Consider the following 18,917-nt stretch of genomic DNA (forward strand, 5'->3'; position numbering starts at 1 on the left):
TTGCCCTACCCTGAAAAGGGATTACTTGCCCTGTTTTTTCATGAAGGATGCTTCCAACTCGCTTAAAATTTGCGATCCGCCTTGGGACTTCCATTTTTCTACGAATTCATCGAACTTCTTGATGTCCCCGCCCATAATAATCTGAGTAAATACAGAGTCGCGCATCGTATTGAGCTCCACCAGCTTGGCAATTTTGGTTGGAGAATCCAAGAAGTTGGAGGCATCAGTGATTTGATACTTATTCGTGATAGCTACATCAAGCGCCTGGAAATGCCGAAGCGGCAACGATTCTAAGTAACGCGGCCAGCCTTTCAGCCCAGGGGCAAACAGATAGCTTTGGATACCGCGGAAATTACCGTCTTTGTCTTGCATTGTTTTAGGATCTACCAGATCCGTCACAACCGACATTTTATCATTCTCAATTTTGTAGTCTTCGCCTTCAATTCCCCACACGGTAAGCATCTGATTCTCCAGTGACAATGAATCCTCAATAATCTGCAGCACCCGTGCAGGATCTTTCGTCTTGACGCTAATTGCCGTCATTTGGTTGAATGGGGCACCTGCAGGAGCTACTGCCTTACCATCGGATCCGACGAGGGAACCTGTCAGTGTTAAGTATTTGAAAGGTGAATTGGATTGGTCAGGCAAGCTGCCATCCGATGCCAGTTCTCCGCTTTGCTTCAACAGATTCGTCTCGATTTGTGTATCATAATCGTTAGCTGTAGACCACCAGCCCATCCAGGAGAACAGCTTGCCGCTATACAGCTTGGTCCGCAGCTGTTCTTCCTTGATCGTCGCGAATTCCTTATCAATAAGCCCTTCCGAGTACATCTTTTGCAGGTAAAGAAGTGCATCTCTCATTTTCGGATCGATATCATAATTGCTGAACTTGCCATCCGTTTCCGTGAAGAAGCCTGGCGTCACCCCGAATGCGCCAAAAATATGGTCAAAGGAATTGTTGGCATATTTTTGTTGTCCGACCTCCGCGTTATAACCTCCGAGTGGAATAACATCGGGATTCTCTGCCTTGATCTTCTTGAGCAGATTGTAATAGTCATCAAGCGTCGTCGGCACCGGTGTGCTTCCCAGGAGATCTGCACGCATTACCAAATCCCAGCGGTAGCCAGCTCCCGGACCACCCTGATAAGGAATTCCGTATAATTTACCGTTGACCAAGGCCTGTTCGAACACTTCCGCAGGCACTTCTTTAACAATGTTTGGCGTATCTTTCTCATTGATCAGATCAGTCAGGTCAACAAAGGCGCCCTGCTGCGCATATTTTTGGAAGTCATCAGCAAAATCAATTCTGACCACATCAGGAATATCTCCGCTGGTCATCTTCAGATTCAGCTTCGTCTTGTACTGCTGCACATCCACCATTTCTGGTACGATCTCAATGTTCAGTTTTTTCTCAATTGCCTGCTTCACGACATCCTTGGAATAATCATACGGCTTCGATATATCCTGCCCTTTCAGCCAATTCAGCTTATAAGGCTGATCTGCAGTGTTCGTCTCCTTTCCCTCAGACGGTGAAGAAGACGGCGAGGCAGACGGTTCTCCAGAGTTGCCACATCCCGTTAATGCTACCGTACCTGCTAGAACAACAGCCAGCATACTACTAGTCAACTTTCTCCCTAATTTTGTCATTTACTAGAAGACCTCCTCAAATTGTACTCTATTTCCCCTTAAAAACGGACTGACCTAAAGCTGAAAGGAAAGCGTTCACATGTCAAAATTAATAAAAAATACCTTCCCTGAAAACCGGGGAAAAGGACGATAATACCGGATAAAAGTCTTATTTGCCTGCTATGAGTGTAACAAGCCCTGCGGGCGGAACAGAAATTTGCTGTAGCCCTTCAATTCCCAGCTTGTATTCCTGCACCACACGTCCGGTAGTGTCCTGTACCGTAACTGCTCTGGGACCAGCGTTAGCTGCCCACTCCACAATTATTCCATTCTCTCGCATACCATTGATCAGTATCACGGTCTCCGGCAGCTCCCTATCAAGGGGAACTACAGTCCGCTCATAAGCAGTGGCGATTAATATATCACTCGTTACAGCTACGACCACAGGGTACAGAAGCTCCGGATGATAAGGCTCGAGCTGTCCATCCAACAAAACATGCCGATGTTTTCTCCAGAAGCACAGCCAAAAAGCTGCCATTTCTTGATGTCGCACAGGAAGCTGATCCAATCTAACCGAGATTTGCGGCACAGCAAACAATACATTGATGAGCTGAAGTGCTGCCGATTCTACCGGATCTTTGATGCTCCACATTATTGGATCAGCGTGTGCAGCCGTGCTGCCGCACAGAAGTCGAATATCCAAAGTGCGTACCCGATTCTCGATAGAATCATTTGGGCAATCGGACGCTCGGAACATATTGCCGTATTTGCGCATATGCGGCCCAATATAAGATTGGCGGAACTCAATCATCACATTCGGTTTGATCATACGCAGACGATGCATAATGTCGGTCATGAGCCGATCCACCGCTTCCGATACCGATACATAATCCCGTCCGTTGCCGTACTCCGGCTTCTGTCCCCCTGGGGGCAGGAAGCTGTCCATAAAATCCAGCTTGAAACCGTCCAAGTCCCATTCTAACAGCGCTTTTTCATAGATTCCGATTAAATATTCACGTACCTCGGAATATCGGGGGTCCACGATTCCCCAACCCCGCTCTTCAATCGTATACAGCATTTTATCCTTAAATTTGCTCCAGGCCCGGCTGTGCATACCTACAAAAGGAACGGAATACCAGAGCAAATATTTCATTCCTAAGCGATGAACCCGCTCTATATGCCCCTTCATATCCGGTATTTTGTCCGGACACACGATCCAATCGCCGCAGTATGCATATCCGCGCATATTGTCCGCGGTTTGCCACCCGTCATCAACAATGATGGACTCACACCCCATTTCCTTGGCCAGGCTGCACTGCTCCTCAATCCCCTCCGGCACTAGTCGCTGGTGATAGCTGTACCAGGTTGAGTACATCGGTTCGCGAGCAGAGTCTGGAACCGGGGCAGGAATCAGACCAGGAATGCCGCTCCACCAATTCTGAACTTCATTCAGGGCCTCGCAATAGAACAAGTCCCGGCAATCCACCCTAAGCGTCGCCTCATAATGGCTTAGCGGTGCCACCGGCTCCTCAAATAGGACCACCGAACAATGAAACTCCGCGGTCTCCTCATGAATACCGGCCTTCATCACAATCGGATTCAGAGCATCCGAGAAAGCAAATGTCATCTTGTTTCGGCCATTTCCACTAAAGAGACATATCACTGGAGAGGAGTTCGTCAGTCGGCTGGCATAACCAGCACCCCAATCCGGCACAAATCCCCGGTTCCTTCCGCAGTTCGGATGCCATACCCCATGAATATCAGCTACCGGATGTTTCCAAGTCAATTGAACACTTAGTGGTGTGGCTGGCTTTTCCAGGCTGATTCGGATGTGAACAAGCTCCACCCCAGCTTCAGGAGTCTCCGTCGCAATCTCCGTCTGAACGCCATCGCCACCGTAAGTCCAATGAAAGTGATGTTGCATCATAGACATCTATAGTCCCCCTGTATTCGCTTACATACTTTTAAAGATGTTGTTCAAAAAGTCCGCTTTTGATCACGAAGTGAATCAAGAAGTAACTAAGGCATCGAATCTTGATTTCAGCCGGGCCTAAGCAAATGCTTACGAAGTCATGTTTCCTACGGAAACATCTCAGGTGCTCACGTAGGTTCTGCCTACGCTCCGCTCCTTTCGTCCCTGGCTTCATCCAACCTTCTCGGTGTTGAAAACCGGCCTTTTTGAACACGCACTTGAAGAATACTGCCCCCTAAACATACCTCAATCTAAAATAAGAGAAAACCGGGGAGAAGAACGATTTTACCAGGGGAAATCCTGATCTTGTGTCACACTCATAAAAAAAAGGCCCCGCTTAATGCGAGGCCTTGTTCCAATCGAAGCCGATGACGTTTAGAAAGGCTTTGGCCAGCACCATATGGCCAACTGCATTCGGATGAACCCGATCCCAAGCCATCGTCGCCGGGTAAATGGACTCAAGCACAGAAGCAAATGCTTGCTGTGTATCAACGAACATACATCCGTAATTATCGGCAACGCGCTTCACGACAGATCCATATCGATCCATAGCCGCTCTCATCAGATCATTTGAGTTAGGCTCCAGATAATACGGGGTCATAAGGATAAGTCCTTTCAAAGAGGGGAGCGTCGATTCGACCAAATCTCTAAGTGTCGACTCATATTCCTCCAGATATACATGCCCCTCCGTTATATGCGGCGTATCAAATTGTCTCCACACATCGTTGATCCCAATCATAATAGACAGCCAATCTGGCTTCAAGTCTAGTACATCAGTAGTCCACCGTTGTTGCAAATCCCGGATCGTATTGCCGCTCACGCCCATATTCATGACTCGAATGCCTCGCTCAGGATATACGGACTGGATCAGGGCGTCTACCATCATGACATATCCTTTTCCAATTCCCCCAAATAAGCCTTCTCCATAAGGACGTGCCCTCTCACAATCTGTCACAGAGTCGCCAATCATGATCAGCTTCTCGTTATTACCTATTAACATAGCTGTCTCTCCCTTCGTCAAATCAATTACAAGAGAACTTCACTAGAAATGTGTTAATTTCATAAGGTTTGAACCTATGACGGATCTCGGGACCGTCCACTGCTTCCAATAAAGGGCGTTCCATCATATCGCATAACTGCCAGGAGTAGACCGGGTAATCGCTAGTTAGTGTAACCTCACTACGTCCACCCAGATATTCGTGAAGTCGGACGATCAGAGCATCGCCTTGCTCTGACAGCTTCACCGCATCAATCGCGATACCTTCGGCATCAGTCCGGATTAGCGACCTGCCAGCTCCGGCGGTATATCCCCCCTGCACCGCCTGCAACGGGTTATTCAGCGACCACGCTTCCTCTACCGTGCGTCCGGAAGCCCAATCTCCCAAATGCGGCAGCAAAGCGTAAGTGAAGAGGTGCTCGCCTTGATCAGCCTGCCAGTCCGGCTCTGTGGCCGACTTAATCAATGACAGCCGCATCACATGATCCTTGATGTCGTATCCATATTTGCAGTCATTGAGCAGGCTCACACCATACCCACGCTCCGACAAATCGGCCCACTGATGCCCCACACTCTCGAATCGGGCATAATCCCAGCTCGTATTCCAGTGTGTTGGCCGCTTCACATTGCCGAATTGAATGTCGTAAGTGGCTTCTGTGGATCTTACCGCAACCGGGAACGCAACCTTCATTAGCTGCTGCCGTTCATGCCAATCGACCAGTGTCTCGAAGTCGATCCTCCGATTTCCCGTGTACACCTTAACCTTCTGGGTAATGGTAGAGTCCATATAGCCCCATTTCAATTCCAGTACAGCGGCCAGCGGCCCGCTCTCAATCAAGGACATAGACTGCAAATCTGTAATCTCCCGCATTTTCTCCTGGTAGAACAGATCAATATCCCATGCCTCGTACATTTTGGGCTTATCCTCGAACACTTGCAGTACATTGCCGCACTCTCCCGTGGCGAGTACTTCCCGCTCCGCTTCACGGTCGTAAATGCGGGTTATTTGTCCCGACCCGTTCCATTCTAGAATATAAAATGGAGTGATCAGTCGGGAATCTTCCCAGTGGAATGGCACATCCAACTGGGCCGGTTCAGCCGGACAGGCTTTAAGAATTGCAGAACCCATCATAGGAAGATCAGGAACTTCAATCAGCCATTTGTCTCCCTGTCTTTGTGAACGCAGCACGCGTCCGCTTCCATCTCTCCATTCCCTGTCTTTGCATTCCGCATCCGCTAAAATAACAAGATCGCCCCGGTTATAGAAAGCACCGTTGAACACTGTATATTCTATTTCATCTCTCCCGTCGCTTAAGGTCATTAGACCCGCCTTGGCCGAAGCGGCGGCTTCCTCGCCAATCCGAAGTGCTTCCGCATATTCTGCTCGGGAATCCTCATATACCTCGCGGATGGATGAGCCAGGAATAATATCATGGAACTGATTGCGCAGAATGATTTTCCAACCTTCATACAGCTGCTGAGCCGGATACCTGGATAAATCCCCCGTCTCCGCAGCCAGCATCGCTTGCAGCCATTCAGATTCCCGGTACAACAGCTCCAGCTTCCGGTTCATTCGCTTGTTATATGCCTGGCTCGTATATGTGCCTCTATGGAATTCCAGATACAGCTCTCCATCCCATGTGTGGACATACTCGTCAGTGCTCTCAATCGTTCTCTGCAACCGTTCAAAATATTCATCAGCCCGCCCCGTCTTCACGTTTGGAACTCCTGGAATCTCATCCAGTCTGCGTCGCATTTCCAGCATCTCACGATTAACTCCGCCGCCACCGTCGCCATACCCGTAGGACAGCAACAGCTCCCGGTTCAGATTTTTGTCCCTGTATTGGTCCCAGATGCCCTGCACGGAAAACGGCTCGATCAGCCCGTTGTATGTATAATACCAAGCGCTGGACTCGGGCCCTTCCGGCGTCGTAATGAAATGGGCCAGCACCTCGGTACCGTCGATGCCTCTCCAATGGAACGTGTCATGCGGCATACGATTATATTGGCTCCAACTGATCTTGGTCGTCATGAAGGTGTCGATGCCTGATTTGCGTAAAATCTGCGGTAGGGCCCAGCTGTAGCCGAACACGTCTGGCAGCCAGAGATATTTGCATTCCGCACCGAATTCCTCGCGGAAGAATTTCGTACCGTACAGAATCTGACGGACCAGCGATTCTCCGCTCGTCAGGTTGCAATCCGCCTCCAGCCACATCGCCCCGCCAGCTTCCCAACGCCCTTCCTTGACGCGCTCAGAAATTTCGGCGTAAATCTCTGGATAATCCTGCTTGATATAGTCGTACAGCTGCGGCTGGGTCTGCAGGAAGATATACTCGGGATACTGCTTCATCAGCCTCAGAACGGTAGAGAAGGAACGCGCCGCTTTCTCCCGCGTATGGGTCAGCCGCCACAGCCAGGCGACATCGATATGGGTATGGCCAACTGCCGTAACCGTAACCGGATGCTCACGCTTCATCGCCGCCAGTTTCGTCTGCAGCAGGGCACTACCAGCGGCGACGGAGGCATAGAATGCTTCGCTGCCAGGCCGCGTCCAATCCAGCTCAGCAAACGCACGATTCAGCGTTGCGATTAGCTCCTGTTTCTCCGGCTGGCTGTCCGCTAGCTGCCTGCTCACGGCAAGTACAGCTCGGCCGGTGAAGTATAAATGATCCGCCGCTTCGTCCAAGCAAGCCAACTCTGCCAGCTTGATGCGATGCTCCTGTGGCGTTGGCTTACCGCCACCTTCAAGACCAGACCACAGACGGAAAGCAAAATCCAACGTGCTTCCCGCAGTATCTTCCTCCAGAAACACCTCCTGGTGATTGGAATCCACGCCTTGATACGGCTTCCCATTCAGGAACAGTAGTGATTCAAATCCGCTATTGTTGCCTCCCCCTGTCCGTCCGAAATCAAAGCGGCCTACAATTCGCCGGCCTTTCCAGTCTGCCGGTACATCCACCCGCTTGTACATCCACAAATAACGGTCGCGACCGGTCCAGTAATCCCCCAGGTGGATAACGGAATGGCCGGCAGGCTGCGAAGGATATTCTCCATTGGCTCCATCCTCATCCTCTTGTACCTGCCATTCCACTAACTGCATAGCTTCTCGGTAACGATAAGTTCCCAATTCCTTAATACGCGCTTCCAACTTCTCTTCCGTCCAAAACATCCACTTCTCCTCCTTTGAGTAATAACACGTGTTATATGCTATGAAATAAGCGGTTACCCACAAAGTGGGACCGCATTTTATAACCGATGCAGAACTAAGTATACCTTCACCGTCTTCTTCACCTGCACAACCTGTTACGCACTTTCACCCGGTCTCAGAATGGCCGGCAGCCATACCTTTTCAGACAGCTCCTGTTCCTCCTCGATCTGTCCCAGTACACAGCGCACCGCTTCCTCCCCCATGCTTACATAGGGAATCTCTACGCAGCTTAATGTGGGGAGACTTAGACGATGGCCCTGAATCATATTGTCCGCGGCCATGATCTTTAGTTCATCACCGATGTGCAAACCCAAGCTGTGTGCAGCCCGGTAAAGATCGGGAACCGCATTGGACCAATTCACGAGCACTGGAGGCAGCGTTTCTCCGGCTCCAGCTTTGGCTACACCCTCTAGCCATTCCAACCAATTTACTCGGCCTTCCTTCTCTTCATGACGGGAGACCTCTGGACTCAAGCTATACTTGCGACACCAGTCCATATAAGCGTTTCTGCGCATCTTTTCCGCCCAGATTACACGACCTGCAGGTGCTCCGTAAACTTCAGCATATAGCGGAGCCGTTTCCATATTAGGGTTACGCTTCATCAGATACTCCAGCGCCATCGTTACACTGCCTTTATAATCAGCCAGCACGGAAGTTACCCCTGCCGTCTCCGCATAACCTTCAACCGATACGTAGGGTACACCTACAGCTTTTACTTTTGTAGCCCATTCCTTGCTACGATAGCTTGTGCTATCCAGTGTAACGATTCCGTCGATCTTTCGCTGATGGTAGAGATCCAGCAGCTCATTCCTCGCTTCTCCTGATTGTCTATATCCTGGAGAGCACAGCAGAATATGATATCCTCTGGCCTCGCATTCCCGCTGCATGCCCTCCAACAGGCGTATGAACAGTGGATGACGGGTGTCGCCAAAGGCAGCCAGTGTCATACTGCGTCCCGTCTTCATGCTACGCGCCTGGGCGTCTACATGATAGTCCAGCTCGTGGATCGCAGCAAGCACCTTCTCTCGTGTCTCCGCGCTAACCCCAATCCCGGGCGTCGCGTTCAGCACCGCGGATACTACGCTGCGGGATACACCGGCCAGCCGAGCCACATCATGGCTGGTAATTCTTTTTTTTCCCATATTAGCACCTCGGCAAGATTATAACACGTGTTATCAAGGATGTATAGGCGTTTTTTTTCCGTAAGTAAAAAACCGCTTAGCCCTGCCGCTAAACGGTTCATTACGTTACATCTGCATCGATTCAATCATCTCATGAACGGAATTCTGCCATTCATCCTTCATATTAGCTGGAGCAGTAAAATCAATCTCAAGAAGCGCGCCATCTAATTCCGCCCATGCCTTGACATGATAAGTGCCATTACCTTGCTCGGAGGGGATGATGACTTCATTAATCGCAATATGCTTCCCATGAACAAGCTGCGTCTCATCCTTCAACCACTCTAACGTTCCCCCAGGATGGTCCTGTTCGAAAATCGCCTTCATCTTCAATCGGCCCCTATCGATCTGAGCATCAGTCAACTTTTGCTCGGGATCATGTTTTATCTCAAGCCTGACTTTCTTGCTATGATCCGCAAAAACAAGACTGGAGTTGGTTGACTCTTTTGATTGTGCTTCAAGACCCTGTGGTAACTTCAGTGACATCAAATTCGAAAACATTTCAGTCATCTCTTGCTCGGCTATCTCATGATTCAGCTGATCAAAAGCCGTGGCTTCCCCCTCATCAGCATCACCCTCTATAGTTCCCTGGGGACTACAAGCAGAAATGCTTACTGCTATAACGGCGGTTATCAAACATACAGCCAACCATTTTTTCATCTTGAAGCATCCCTTTCGTTTCAAATTTGAATTTTCTATCTACTCATTCAAGTAGGTTGTTATACGGTTTGCAACTAGATCCGCGACCGCTTGTGCCGATTTCTGACCGCTATAGTAAGCCCCCGCTTCCTCCTCGATGATCGCTTGAAGCTTCGAATCATTTTTTTGCGGCGTAATCGCCTGGGCCAGCATCTGCTTGATCATGTCGATATCTTCCTTCTGAATCGGGATCAAGGATCCCATTGGAGACTCGATAGTGCCTTTGTCCTCAAGCTCCTTGAACGTCTTCTCGTTGACCTTTTTATTGACAGAGAATCCTTGTAACCCGGGCATGGTCTGTATTTCTTCAGACAATAAGAACTTCATGAAATCCCATGCTTCTGCCTGCACATTCGAATTCCTATTTATCCCTAGGTTCTTATGCATCACGAAGGTGCCTCCAGCCTGTTGCCCGGCAGCAAGCGGTTTACGATAGATCTTCCCTTGCTCATAGAACATCGCCGGCCCTACGAAATAATCTTCAGGCGACAGAATCAAAGCAGGTGCAAAAAAATAATCTCCTGCATTAACTTCCGCATCCGTAACCACCTTATCCGCATACATCGTCTTCACTTGCTCCATCAGTCCGACAAAAACATTGACATCGAAGCTAGCAGGGCGCTTCTCTCCGTGGATAATGCGAGTGTAGTTATCAACGAACAGAACGTTCAACATCTGCTCGGGTGCCGTATTCCCTATCGAATACGTGTGCTCTCCGGATGCCGCCAGACGTTTGCCCACCGCTGTGAACTCCCCCCATGTCCATGTGCTGTCATCAAATTCCACGCCGGATTGCTCAATTGCATTTTTATCGCCCATCAGGCTGTCTAAGAAGAACCGCAGGGGCAGCGAGTAAAGCCCCTCTCCCATCTTGGCCCCGTCCAGAATGTTCATCTCATACGAATTGGAATCAAAGCCAGGATCCTGCTTCATCAGCTCGCTCAAGTTGACTAGCGCTTGCTTGTCTACATACTTTTCAACCGGCAGACCGCTCACATCCAGGGTAATCAAATCGGCCCCTTTTCCTGACAGCAGCTCTGTGGTGGTGGTCTTCACATATTTCTCGAGATCACTTTCTAGATCGGAGGCCTCCACTTGGCTGTATTCTTTGATTTGAATATCCACATCGGAATGTTGCTCTTCATACTTTTTCGCAGCTTGGGTATATATAGGATCCGCTTGGAATACGGATAAGACCACGATTTTCTTCCCGTTTTGTTCTTGCTGCCCTTCCGGCTTCGCTTCATCTCCCTGTCCCTGTCCGCCAGCGCATGCTCCCAACGTCATCGTCATGAGGACGATTAAACAAAGTACGCCACTTTTTTTCATCCTAATCTCTCCTCTACAATCTCTATGTGATCGATACTGACCAAGCGCTTTAGCCCCTTACGCGTTGACCTTCTGCTAGCGGCTCGCTGCTCTCTACAATAATGCGATCTTTCATGTATACCCCTTGTAACACCAGGGTCTCTTGGCCATTCGTTCCCCCCAATTGGACGGGAGCCTTACGAACTATAAAGGTATTGCCTAATGGACCTGAACGTTCTTCCATAACAAGGACGTAGCTATTCCTTCCCTCCTGATGAATCGCTTGGCTCAACACCAGCATGCCTCCCTCGCGCTTCTCCGATTGTGTTAATTCCACGCTTACGAGATCATTCGTTTGAATATTCGGATGTTGGACTTTTACGACAACCCGCCTACTCGCAGCTGCCTGATATGCCTCTTCTCCCGTCCTCTTTTGGTAGGAAGCCCCTGCATCAACGCCTGTCATCGGGCGAATTTCGGTAATGATCCCTTCAACTGGAACTCTGTCCCCTTCCCGTTCGATCTCAACGTTCATCTTCTCCTCGGTACGCAATTTTTGACCCACGTCATCCGGGATGAGAATCTCGAATTGATAGCCTTGCTGCGCATTCATTAAGCTGATATCTGGTCCGCCGCTCCCCGCAGGCAGTTGCGGGATCGCATTTACTCGTGTCACAACCCCATCAAAAGGCGCGATAATGCGTCTGCGATCACTCGCATCCGACTGCATCATGCTCACCTTTCGCTCCTGGACATCAATGGCTAATTGCGCACGTTCTATCTCCCGCTTTGAGCGGCGCACTTGCATCTCATCGTCATTTTGTACGGCTTCAATATATTCCTCTTGCAAGTCAATTAACGATAGCCGCAGCCCTGCGAGGCCCGCCTGTACATCCAGGATTTCCTGCTCAGCAGCAGGGTTCTCATAGATGATTAACGTTTGCCCTTTAGCCACGTAATCCCACTCTTTCACATGAACCTCGCTAATTGACCATTCCCCCCTGTTTGATAAATCAATATGTTGCCGGGGCATCAGCCTAGCCGTGCCACGCCACGTGGTTACTAACGCTCCTTCCCTCCCTAGTTCTGTTCGTACCTTAGGTAGATGTAACGTCAGCAATGTATTACTCGCTAGGGTAAGGAGAAGGAGCAAACCGATGAACAATCCAGACAGCCACACGATTACTCGTTTTTTTCTTGCATCCAGCGCTTCTGCGAGCTCTGTTGCCATCCTATCCCTCCTCTCAGGAGCTACCCTTTGATCCCCGACATTTGAATTCCTTCGATAAAATAAGACTCCGCATATAAAAACAGTAGAACCATTGGCGTCATATAGATCAGCGATGCGGCAAAGCCGATGCCTTGGGCGTCCTTATGAATTCTAGATAAATAGAGCGATAATGGCTGCTTGAATGAATCCTCCAAGAAAATCAAAGGCTGCTCAACCATATTCCAATAGTCAACGAACAACAAGACGATCAGCGCCGCTATCCCCGGCTTCATCAAAGGCAGCATTATCCGATAAAAAATGCGATAATGACCTGCACCATCCATCTGGGCTGCTTCAACCAGCGCATAAGGAATCGAAAGCATAAATTGCCTTAGCATGAAAACTCCAAATGCCGCAAATATCCCTGGTAGAATAATCGCGCCAGCCGTGTTCATCAAACGAAGCTTGTCAGCAATAATATAGTTCGGAACCAAGGTTACTTGAAAAGGCATTAGCATCGTCATTAAGTAAACCCGAAACCATTTCTCTCTTCCCTTGAACCGGAGCTTCGCAAAAGCGTACGCTGCTAGCGCACTTACAATCGTCTGTCCCGCGATGATCGCTACGACCATTGCAACGGAGTTCCATAACATGAACAAATACGTCGGCGTCTCAAGCAATACGCTCCCGTACTGCTCAAAGGACAACCAATCCGGGATGAGCTTCAGATTCACAAATACATCAGGCTCCCCTGGCGTAACAACCGGCATTTTACCCACCAGTCCGTAATTGCCTTGAATTTCATGCTCCGTCATAAATGAATTTGTGAAAGTAATCACAATAGGGGAGAGGATCATGAGCCCTATGCATGCCATCAGCAATGTGACCGACAGGTTTCGAATGAAACCCTTCTTCTTCATTCTTCCTCCCGTATCATTCCATAAAGTGTGTATAGCGCTTCTCTAACCGAAGCAGCATCGCAACGATGATATAGATACCTATCACCATAAGCGTCGCAGCCGCAGACAGCTTCTGTACATCCATCGCGAGGAACATATTGTTCATGTAATGCTGAAGCGTATAGATGCTGTCATGCGGGTAATCGCCTGCGATCAGGTACGTCTCCCGGAATATTTTGAACGTATTCATAATAGACATCAGGACGACGAAAACCATCGTCGGCGTTAAATAGACAAGGGTGATTCCATAACATTGGTACCACTTGCCCGCTCCCTCCAAATCAGCCGTCTCATAGTAATCTCGCGGGATGCTTTGCAGTCCTGCAAGGAACAAGATGATGTTGTAGCCGATATGTTTCCATAGGTAGAACACTGAGACTACAACTCTTGCCCAGGCCGATTTCATCCAGTCTACCTGTTCAAGCCCGGCAGCATGCATCCAGGCGTTAAGAGATCCATTCCAATCAAAGAGTACCTGCCACACCATCACGACGGAGGCTACGGGTACAACCAACGGCAGGACATAAGCCATCCGCAGAAATCTGCGCAGGTAGAGATTCCGGTTCAGCATGAGGGCGATCCCGAGTGACAGCATAAGCATCACTGGAACATTCACCGCCGTGAACCAGAACGTATTCGAGACGGCTTTGCGAAAAGATCCGCTGCTCAGCAACTCCTGATAATTCGAAAGTCCAACAAATGAACCGCCGACAGTATGGTCCAGCACCGAGTAGACAAGCCCCATTCCAAACGGAATGAGATAGAATAATGCAAAGCCAATGGTACTCGGCAACAAAAACGTCACGGCCACCATACTTTCTCTACGACTGAGACGGTTCCACTTCATGGCTTATCCGAAGAAAAGAATGCAACACTTGTACTTCCTTCCTGGAGGTTCACTTGGAACATCTCCTTCCCATCCTTTACACGCTTGTAGATGACGATGGGCAGACCTTTTCCTTGTACTTTATCAGTATCGGCTGCTACCACTTCCGGCTGATATCCATCGGAACGAACATCCAGTTGCTTCAGGAATGCATCCGCCATAGCGATCGCTTCTGAATCCTGCAATTTCGAAGCATGCGGAGCAAATGGCTCTATACCAATCGTTTGTACAAAATAGATCTGTCCTGTCTCCACATCGACATTGGCAACAACTTCTTTATGCGGCTCTTCGAATGTTTTTCCTTTTTCGATCAGAATGATATTAAATTGATGGATTTGCGTTCCTCCATTGATTCCTTTGGCGATCTGTGCGCTCGCGATGTCGAAGCCCTTCGTCTCAGGGAACCCGCGGTTGATGCGCGCCAGCACTTCTTGTGCCGTCTTATTGCCGCTAATCTCATCCGCATATAAATTAGTAGTGGTATAATTCGAATCCTCATCTTTGGACACGAAGCTGCGCAAATCTTCAGTCCCGGACAGGTTGAGCAAAGCTCGAATCTGCGCCGCTACGGCAGGCCCGGTATAGATGCCAGCCGACGTGAGAAGTATAACCGCAAGCACACATGCAACCATGCGAACCTTCAGCGTTGATTTTGCTTTATATTTCTCATTGCTATAACGTTCGTAAGAGTTTTCTTGAATGCGCTCCTGCATTTCGGAGGGAATTTCCATTGCTTCCGCACAATCCTGCAGCTTATCACGTAGTTGCTGTTCAATGGACATAAAGTTCTTTCTCCTTTTCTGGCTCACTATATGGGCTAAGCTCGCGAAGCTTTCCCAATGCTGCGTGATGCCTGGATTTGACCGTACCTACGGGGATAACCAGCAATTCAGCGATTTCATCGAAGGTATAGTCGTGATAATAGCGTAGAATAATCACCGACCGAAGTTTGTAGGATAATTGATGAACGATGGTCAGCATCTCCTGATGGAACTCTGCCTCAAGGACCTGATGATCCGAGAAAATAGGCTCCTCTACCTCCAAAAGCCGCTTCTTCTCGAAGATTCGGAACCTCCTCCAGCTTTTAGTTCTCCACTTCTGTATTTGCTTCAGCACGATGCCATGCATCCAGAATCGGAAGGGACGATTCGCATCGTAATTGTCGATAGACCGCCAGAGTTGAAAATAAATCTCGTTCATTACATCTTCTATTTCACTTTTTTCCGTCATTAGAAACACTACAGAGCGATAGATTTCGGGGAATGACCATTCATAAATCACCCGAAATGCAGTTGGATCCCCCTGCTTCATCCGTTCAATCCAATGTTCTATATTGATGTCTTTCACCAAAAAAGGGCCCTCCTTTGTAAGCTTACAATCTATATTGCCACGTTCATTCGAAAAGGTTCGATTTATGGATAAAATCCGTAAACATTAATAGCGTAAATTGTGGTTGCCCTCGTGTTCTAAAGCCGCCTTCATTCGCAGCAATGTGTATTCGGTACAAGTGTATCCTAAATTCAACATAAGCGCAGGATATTAAAATTACTTCCTCCCATGCTTTAAACAAATGTTGAAGCTATAAAACAAAAAAAGCCTTCAGAGATTTTTCAATCCAAGAAAGCTTTACTGTTTGTAAGTATAATGCTGATGAACTACCCTTATTTATTTAAAACTGCGCTGAGCTCGTTTCAAGATTCGCATCGTTTCTCTCGTTCGAGATTGCTCCTCCCATGTCTGGCAAACTTGAACAACCCATTCCGGCCTCGATTTGCCGGCATCGTTCAACCAGTTTCCTACAGAGTCCTGAACGTATTTCGATGGGTCGGATTTGACGATATCAAGCAGCGGCAGCGCAAAGGCCGGGTTTGCCTTCAGAGCGGCTATATGTTTGGCCCATACTCCATGAGGACGCGTCACTTCAATAGCAAATCTTCGAATATTGGCGTTATCGTCATGGGCCCAGTCGACAAGCATTCGAATAGCCTCCTTAAGTTCTTGCGCAACATGCTCCCTGATAGCCATCCACGCGATTTCACGTACGCCAAAATGCTCATCGGCAGCAAAAAAACGGATTCTCTGCAATTTCTGATCTAACGTAAGCTCATCCAAGCCTACAATGTAGGCAGCCCAGCATCTGACGCTATCTGAACGATGAGTGGAAAGTCTGTCCATGGCCTCGATTCGTTTGAACTCTGGCATTTGGTTCAGAAGACGAAGCCACACACCGGCAATAGCCGGGATCATCTTCATAATCTTTGGAGGAATACTCTCCAAATCGGATAACATCGCCTCTGAATGCTGTTCTAGCTCCAGCTCGTCCAATATATGAAGCAACAAGGTGATATGGTCGATCGCCAGCCATTCAGTCAAGTTTACCGTCTCCAACCGTCCTTGCTGCAACAACTGGAGTAATTCTGGATGAATCTCGCTAACCTTCTTTGCTCCTTTTCTGCCCATATAGGTATCTAGAGCAGGAAACGATTGTTTTTTATTGATAGTAAGCACCTGCCTTTTACACTGGTAACTGACGGCACTGCAACTTGGCCAGCTGCGAGCCTTTATACTATCCAAATCATACCTGCATTTCATGTGAGAGGATGTAATGTGGATAACAACTCTTATTTATATTCAATGTTCAAATGCTCGCAGTGTATATAAATTGTCCGAAAATCGGTCTTGATCGCTTTCGCTTCTGCTAACTCCTGTAATGCAAGTGTGACAGCCTCCCTTGATGCACCAACAAGGTGAGCGATTTCCTGATGCGATAATGGGGTATCAATCCTATAGTAATCATTGTCTCGTTGGTCACACTTAACCCCGAACTGACGGGAAAGCCTTTGAAGAACATGCATGATTCTCTCATGAAGTCTCCCAAGTGCGAGGTTTTGAGCGAGACTGCTTATATACACTAAGCGTTCACTTAGAACTTTTAACATATTCAGCAAAAAACGTGGATGTTCGACCAGGAAATTCTCAAACCGCTTCTGATCGATCATACAGATATCGGATTCCACAATCGCTTCAATAAACAGGTCCCGGGTCCCCAGCGAGATACCGTTTAATTCGCCAAAAACATTTCCCTCACTTAGTATGTCCAGCGTAAATTGCTTCCCTTCGGGGTTGATCCGGTATAAGCGAACCCTCCCCTTCTTGACGAAGTACAACTTTTCTTGAAATGATTCCGGAGTTTGTATAAACGTCTTTGGGAGATAGGACGTAATTAAAGTGAGTTTATCCATAACAATTAAGTCTTCTTCAGATAATGTATGCAGCAAATTAAACTGTGATAGGTATTGGATTTTATCCATTTTTCCCTCCAGAACATGGTAAATAACAACGTATTGTGGAGTTACATAATCATAAATCGTTAGGCTGAAGTCAACGTATATTAGTAGCAGTCAATAATTTTTCCTTTTCTCAAGGGAGCTTTAAATACAAAAAAAGTTCTTTAGGTTATCTCCTAAAGAACATCCTTGTGATACTATGATGCCGGTGAAGGGACTCGAACCCCCACGGTTTCCCTCGCGATTTTGAGTCGCGCGCGTCTGCCAATTCCGCCACACCGGCTTATAAGTGGCGCGCCCTAAGAGATTCGAACTCCTGACCTTTTGATTCGTAGTCAAACGCTCTATCCAGCTGAGCTAAGGGCGCATATTTAGATGGAGCGGACGACGGGAATCGAACCCGCGACCCTCGCCTTGGCAAGGCGATGCTCTACCGCTGAGCCACGTCCGCATAAAATTCAAAAAACTGGTGAGCCATGAAGGACTCGAACCTTCGACACCCTGATTAAAAGTCAGGTGCTCTACCAACTGAGCTAATGGCTCTCATAAGTAAATCTGAGATGAAGTAAGGAGCCTCAAGCACATTCTATGGCAATACATCTGCAGTACCAAAGTGTCAATGAATCATTACTTCCAGAGAACATATAATTTTCCGTCTCGTAATTAAAAGAAAATGGCGGAGCCGACGGGATTCGAACCCGCGGTCTCCTGCGTGACAGGCAGGCATGTTAGGCCTCTACACCACGGCTCCACACTATGAAATTGAAGCTAATTGCGGGGGCAGGATTTGAACCTACGACCTTCGGGTTATGAGCCCGACGAGCTACCGGACTGCTCCACCCCGCGTCAATTAGAGAAAATATGGTGGAGGCTAACGGGATCGAACCGCTGACCCTCTGCTTGTAAGGCAGATGCTCTCCCAGCTGAGCTAAGCCTCCATATTTTGGTAGCATTAATGGAAATGGTGACCCGTAGGGGATTCGAACCCCTGTTACCTCCGTGAAAGGGAGGTGTCTTAACCCCTTGACCAACGGGCCTTAATGGCTCCCCGAACAGGACTCGAACCTGTGACAACTCGATTAACAGTCGAGTGCTCTACCAACTGAGCTATCAGGGAACATTGCTTGGCGGCTTCCTACTCTCCCAGGACCCTTCGGTCCAAGTACCATCGGCGCTAGAGGGCTTAACGGTCGTGTTCGGGATGGGTACGTGTGGAACCCCTCCGCCATCGCCACCAAACGTTCAAGGTTAATCCTTGAAAACTGGATACGAAACTCATTTGCATTTTTAGATCTTTGGATAAGCCCTCGACCGATTAGTACCTGTCAGCTCCATACATTGCTGCACTTCCACCTCAGGCCTATCAACCTCGTCGTCTTCAAGGGGTCTTACTAATTGGGAAATCTCATCTTGAGGGGGGCTTCACGCTTAGATGCTTTCAGCGCTTATCCCTTCCGCACTTAGCTACCCAGCTATGCTCCTGGCGGAACAACTGGTGCACCAGCGGTGCGTCCATCCCGGTCCTCTCGTACTAAGGACAGCTCCTCTCAAATTTCCTACGCCCACGACAGATAGGGACCGAACTGT

The 18,917-nt window shown here is 48.5% G+C and carries 14 protein-coding genes, 9 tRNA genes and 2 rRNA genes (1 of these 25 only partly in view); all 25 read right to left on the bottom strand.

Features of this window, described 5'->3' with window-relative positions; genetic code table 11:
• Positions 1–21 precede the first annotated feature (21 nt).
• A complete protein-coding gene (locus EI981_RS22870; RefSeq protein WP_127002194.1) occupies positions 22–1,647 on the bottom strand; it encodes an extracellular solute-binding protein in 1,626 nt (541 codons plus the stop codon).
• A 148-nt stretch (positions 1,648–1,795) separates the two neighbouring features.
• Positions 1,796–3,559, bottom strand: a complete 1,764-nt coding sequence (locus EI981_RS22875; protein ID WP_127002196.1) for a glycoside hydrolase family 36 protein — start codon at positions 3,557–3,559, stop codon at positions 1,796–1,798.
• Positions 3,560–3,935: 376 nt separating this feature from the next.
• Positions 3,936–4,598: an SGNH/GDSL hydrolase family protein gene (locus tag EI981_RS22880; protein ID WP_127002198.1), complete on the bottom strand. Its 663-nt coding sequence runs from the start codon at positions 4,596–4,598 to the stop codon at positions 3,936–3,938.
• A 22-nt stretch (positions 4,599–4,620) separates the two neighbouring features.
• Positions 4,621–7,764, bottom strand: a complete 3,144-nt coding sequence (locus EI981_RS22885; RefSeq protein WP_127002200.1) for an alpha-mannosidase — start codon at positions 7,762–7,764, stop codon at positions 4,621–4,623.
• Positions 7,765–7,898: 134 nt separating this feature from the next.
• Positions 7,899–8,945 (bottom strand): LacI family DNA-binding transcriptional regulator, encoded by a 1,047-nt coding sequence (locus tag EI981_RS22890; RefSeq protein ID WP_127002202.1) that lies wholly within the window; start codon positions 8,943–8,945, stop codon positions 7,899–7,901.
• A 105-nt stretch (positions 8,946–9,050) separates the two neighbouring features.
• A complete protein-coding gene (locus EI981_RS22895; RefSeq protein ID WP_127002204.1) occupies positions 9,051–9,641 on the bottom strand; it encodes a hypothetical protein in 591 nt (196 codons plus the stop codon).
• Between the two features lie 39 nt (positions 9,642–9,680).
• Positions 9,681–11,009, bottom strand: coding sequence for an ABC transporter substrate-binding protein (locus tag EI981_RS22900; protein WP_127002206.1), 1,329 nt, complete (start codon positions 11,007–11,009; stop codon positions 9,681–9,683).
• Positions 11,010–11,058: 49 nt separating this feature from the next.
• Positions 11,059–12,219, bottom strand: a complete 1,161-nt coding sequence (locus tag EI981_RS22905) for an efflux RND transporter periplasmic adaptor subunit (protein WP_127002208.1) — start codon at positions 12,217–12,219, stop codon at positions 11,059–11,061.
• A 20-nt stretch (positions 12,220–12,239) separates the two neighbouring features.
• Positions 12,240–13,118 (bottom strand): carbohydrate ABC transporter permease, encoded by an 879-nt coding sequence (locus tag EI981_RS22910; RefSeq protein ID WP_127002210.1) that lies wholly within the window; start codon positions 13,116–13,118, stop codon positions 12,240–12,242.
• A 13-nt stretch (positions 13,119–13,131) separates the two neighbouring features.
• Positions 13,132–14,004, bottom strand: a complete 873-nt coding sequence (locus tag EI981_RS22915) for a carbohydrate ABC transporter permease (RefSeq protein WP_227011552.1) — start codon at positions 14,002–14,004, stop codon at positions 13,132–13,134.
• Positions 14,001–14,825 carry a hypothetical protein gene (locus tag EI981_RS22920; RefSeq protein ID WP_127002212.1) on the bottom strand — a complete coding sequence of 275 codons (825 nt, stop codon included), beginning with the start codon at positions 14,823–14,825 and terminating at the stop codon, positions 14,001–14,003. Before EI981_RS22920 ends, EI981_RS22915 begins: the two co-directional genes overlap by 4 nt.
• Positions 14,815–15,390, bottom strand: a complete 576-nt coding sequence (locus EI981_RS22925) for a sigma-70 family RNA polymerase sigma factor (protein ID WP_127004925.1) — start codon at positions 15,388–15,390, stop codon at positions 14,815–14,817. The genes EI981_RS22920 and EI981_RS22925 overlap by 11 nt, the downstream gene beginning before the upstream one ends.
• Before the next feature lie 318 nt (positions 15,391–15,708).
• Positions 15,709–16,503, bottom strand: coding sequence for a DNA alkylation repair protein (locus tag EI981_RS22930; RefSeq protein ID WP_127002214.1), 795 nt, complete (start codon positions 16,501–16,503; stop codon positions 15,709–15,711).
• A gap of 161 nt (positions 16,504–16,664) precedes the next feature.
• Positions 16,665–17,354 carry a Crp/Fnr family transcriptional regulator gene (locus EI981_RS22935; protein ID WP_127002216.1) on the bottom strand — a complete coding sequence of 230 codons (690 nt, stop codon included), beginning with the start codon at positions 17,352–17,354 and terminating at the stop codon, positions 16,665–16,667.
• Positions 17,355–17,533: 179 nt separating this feature from the next.
• A tRNA-Leu gene (locus EI981_RS22940) sits at positions 17,534–17,613 on the bottom strand.
• 7 nt (positions 17,614–17,620) lie between these two features.
• Positions 17,621–17,697, bottom strand: a tRNA-Arg gene (locus EI981_RS22945).
• Positions 17,698–17,706: 9 nt separating this feature from the next.
• A tRNA-Gly gene (locus EI981_RS22950) sits at positions 17,707–17,781 on the bottom strand.
• A 16-nt stretch (positions 17,782–17,797) separates the two neighbouring features.
• A tRNA-Lys gene (locus EI981_RS22955) sits at positions 17,798–17,873 on the bottom strand.
• A gap of 131 nt (positions 17,874–18,004) precedes the next feature.
• Positions 18,005–18,081: transfer RNA gene (locus EI981_RS22960), tRNA-Asp, on the bottom strand.
• 21 nt (positions 18,082–18,102) lie between these two features.
• A tRNA-Met gene (locus EI981_RS22965) sits at positions 18,103–18,176 on the bottom strand.
• 16 nt (positions 18,177–18,192) lie between these two features.
• Positions 18,193–18,268, bottom strand: a tRNA-Val gene (locus EI981_RS22970).
• A gap of 24 nt (positions 18,269–18,292) precedes the next feature.
• Positions 18,293–18,367, bottom strand: a tRNA-Glu gene (locus EI981_RS22975).
• A gap of 4 nt (positions 18,368–18,371) precedes the next feature.
• Positions 18,372–18,447, bottom strand: a tRNA-Asn gene (locus tag EI981_RS22980).
• A 5-nt stretch (positions 18,448–18,452) separates the two neighbouring features.
• A 5S ribosomal RNA gene (rrf, locus tag EI981_RS22985) occupies positions 18,453–18,569 on the bottom strand.
• Positions 18,570–18,625: 56 nt separating this feature from the next.
• Positions 18,626–18,917 (bottom strand): 23S ribosomal RNA (locus tag EI981_RS22990); it runs 2,639 nt beyond the window's last position.

This window comes from Paenibacillus lutimineralis, from assembly GCF_003991425.1.
In the GTDB taxonomy this organism is placed as follows: Bacteria; Bacillota; Bacilli; order Paenibacillales; family Paenibacillaceae; genus Fontibacillus; species Fontibacillus lutimineralis.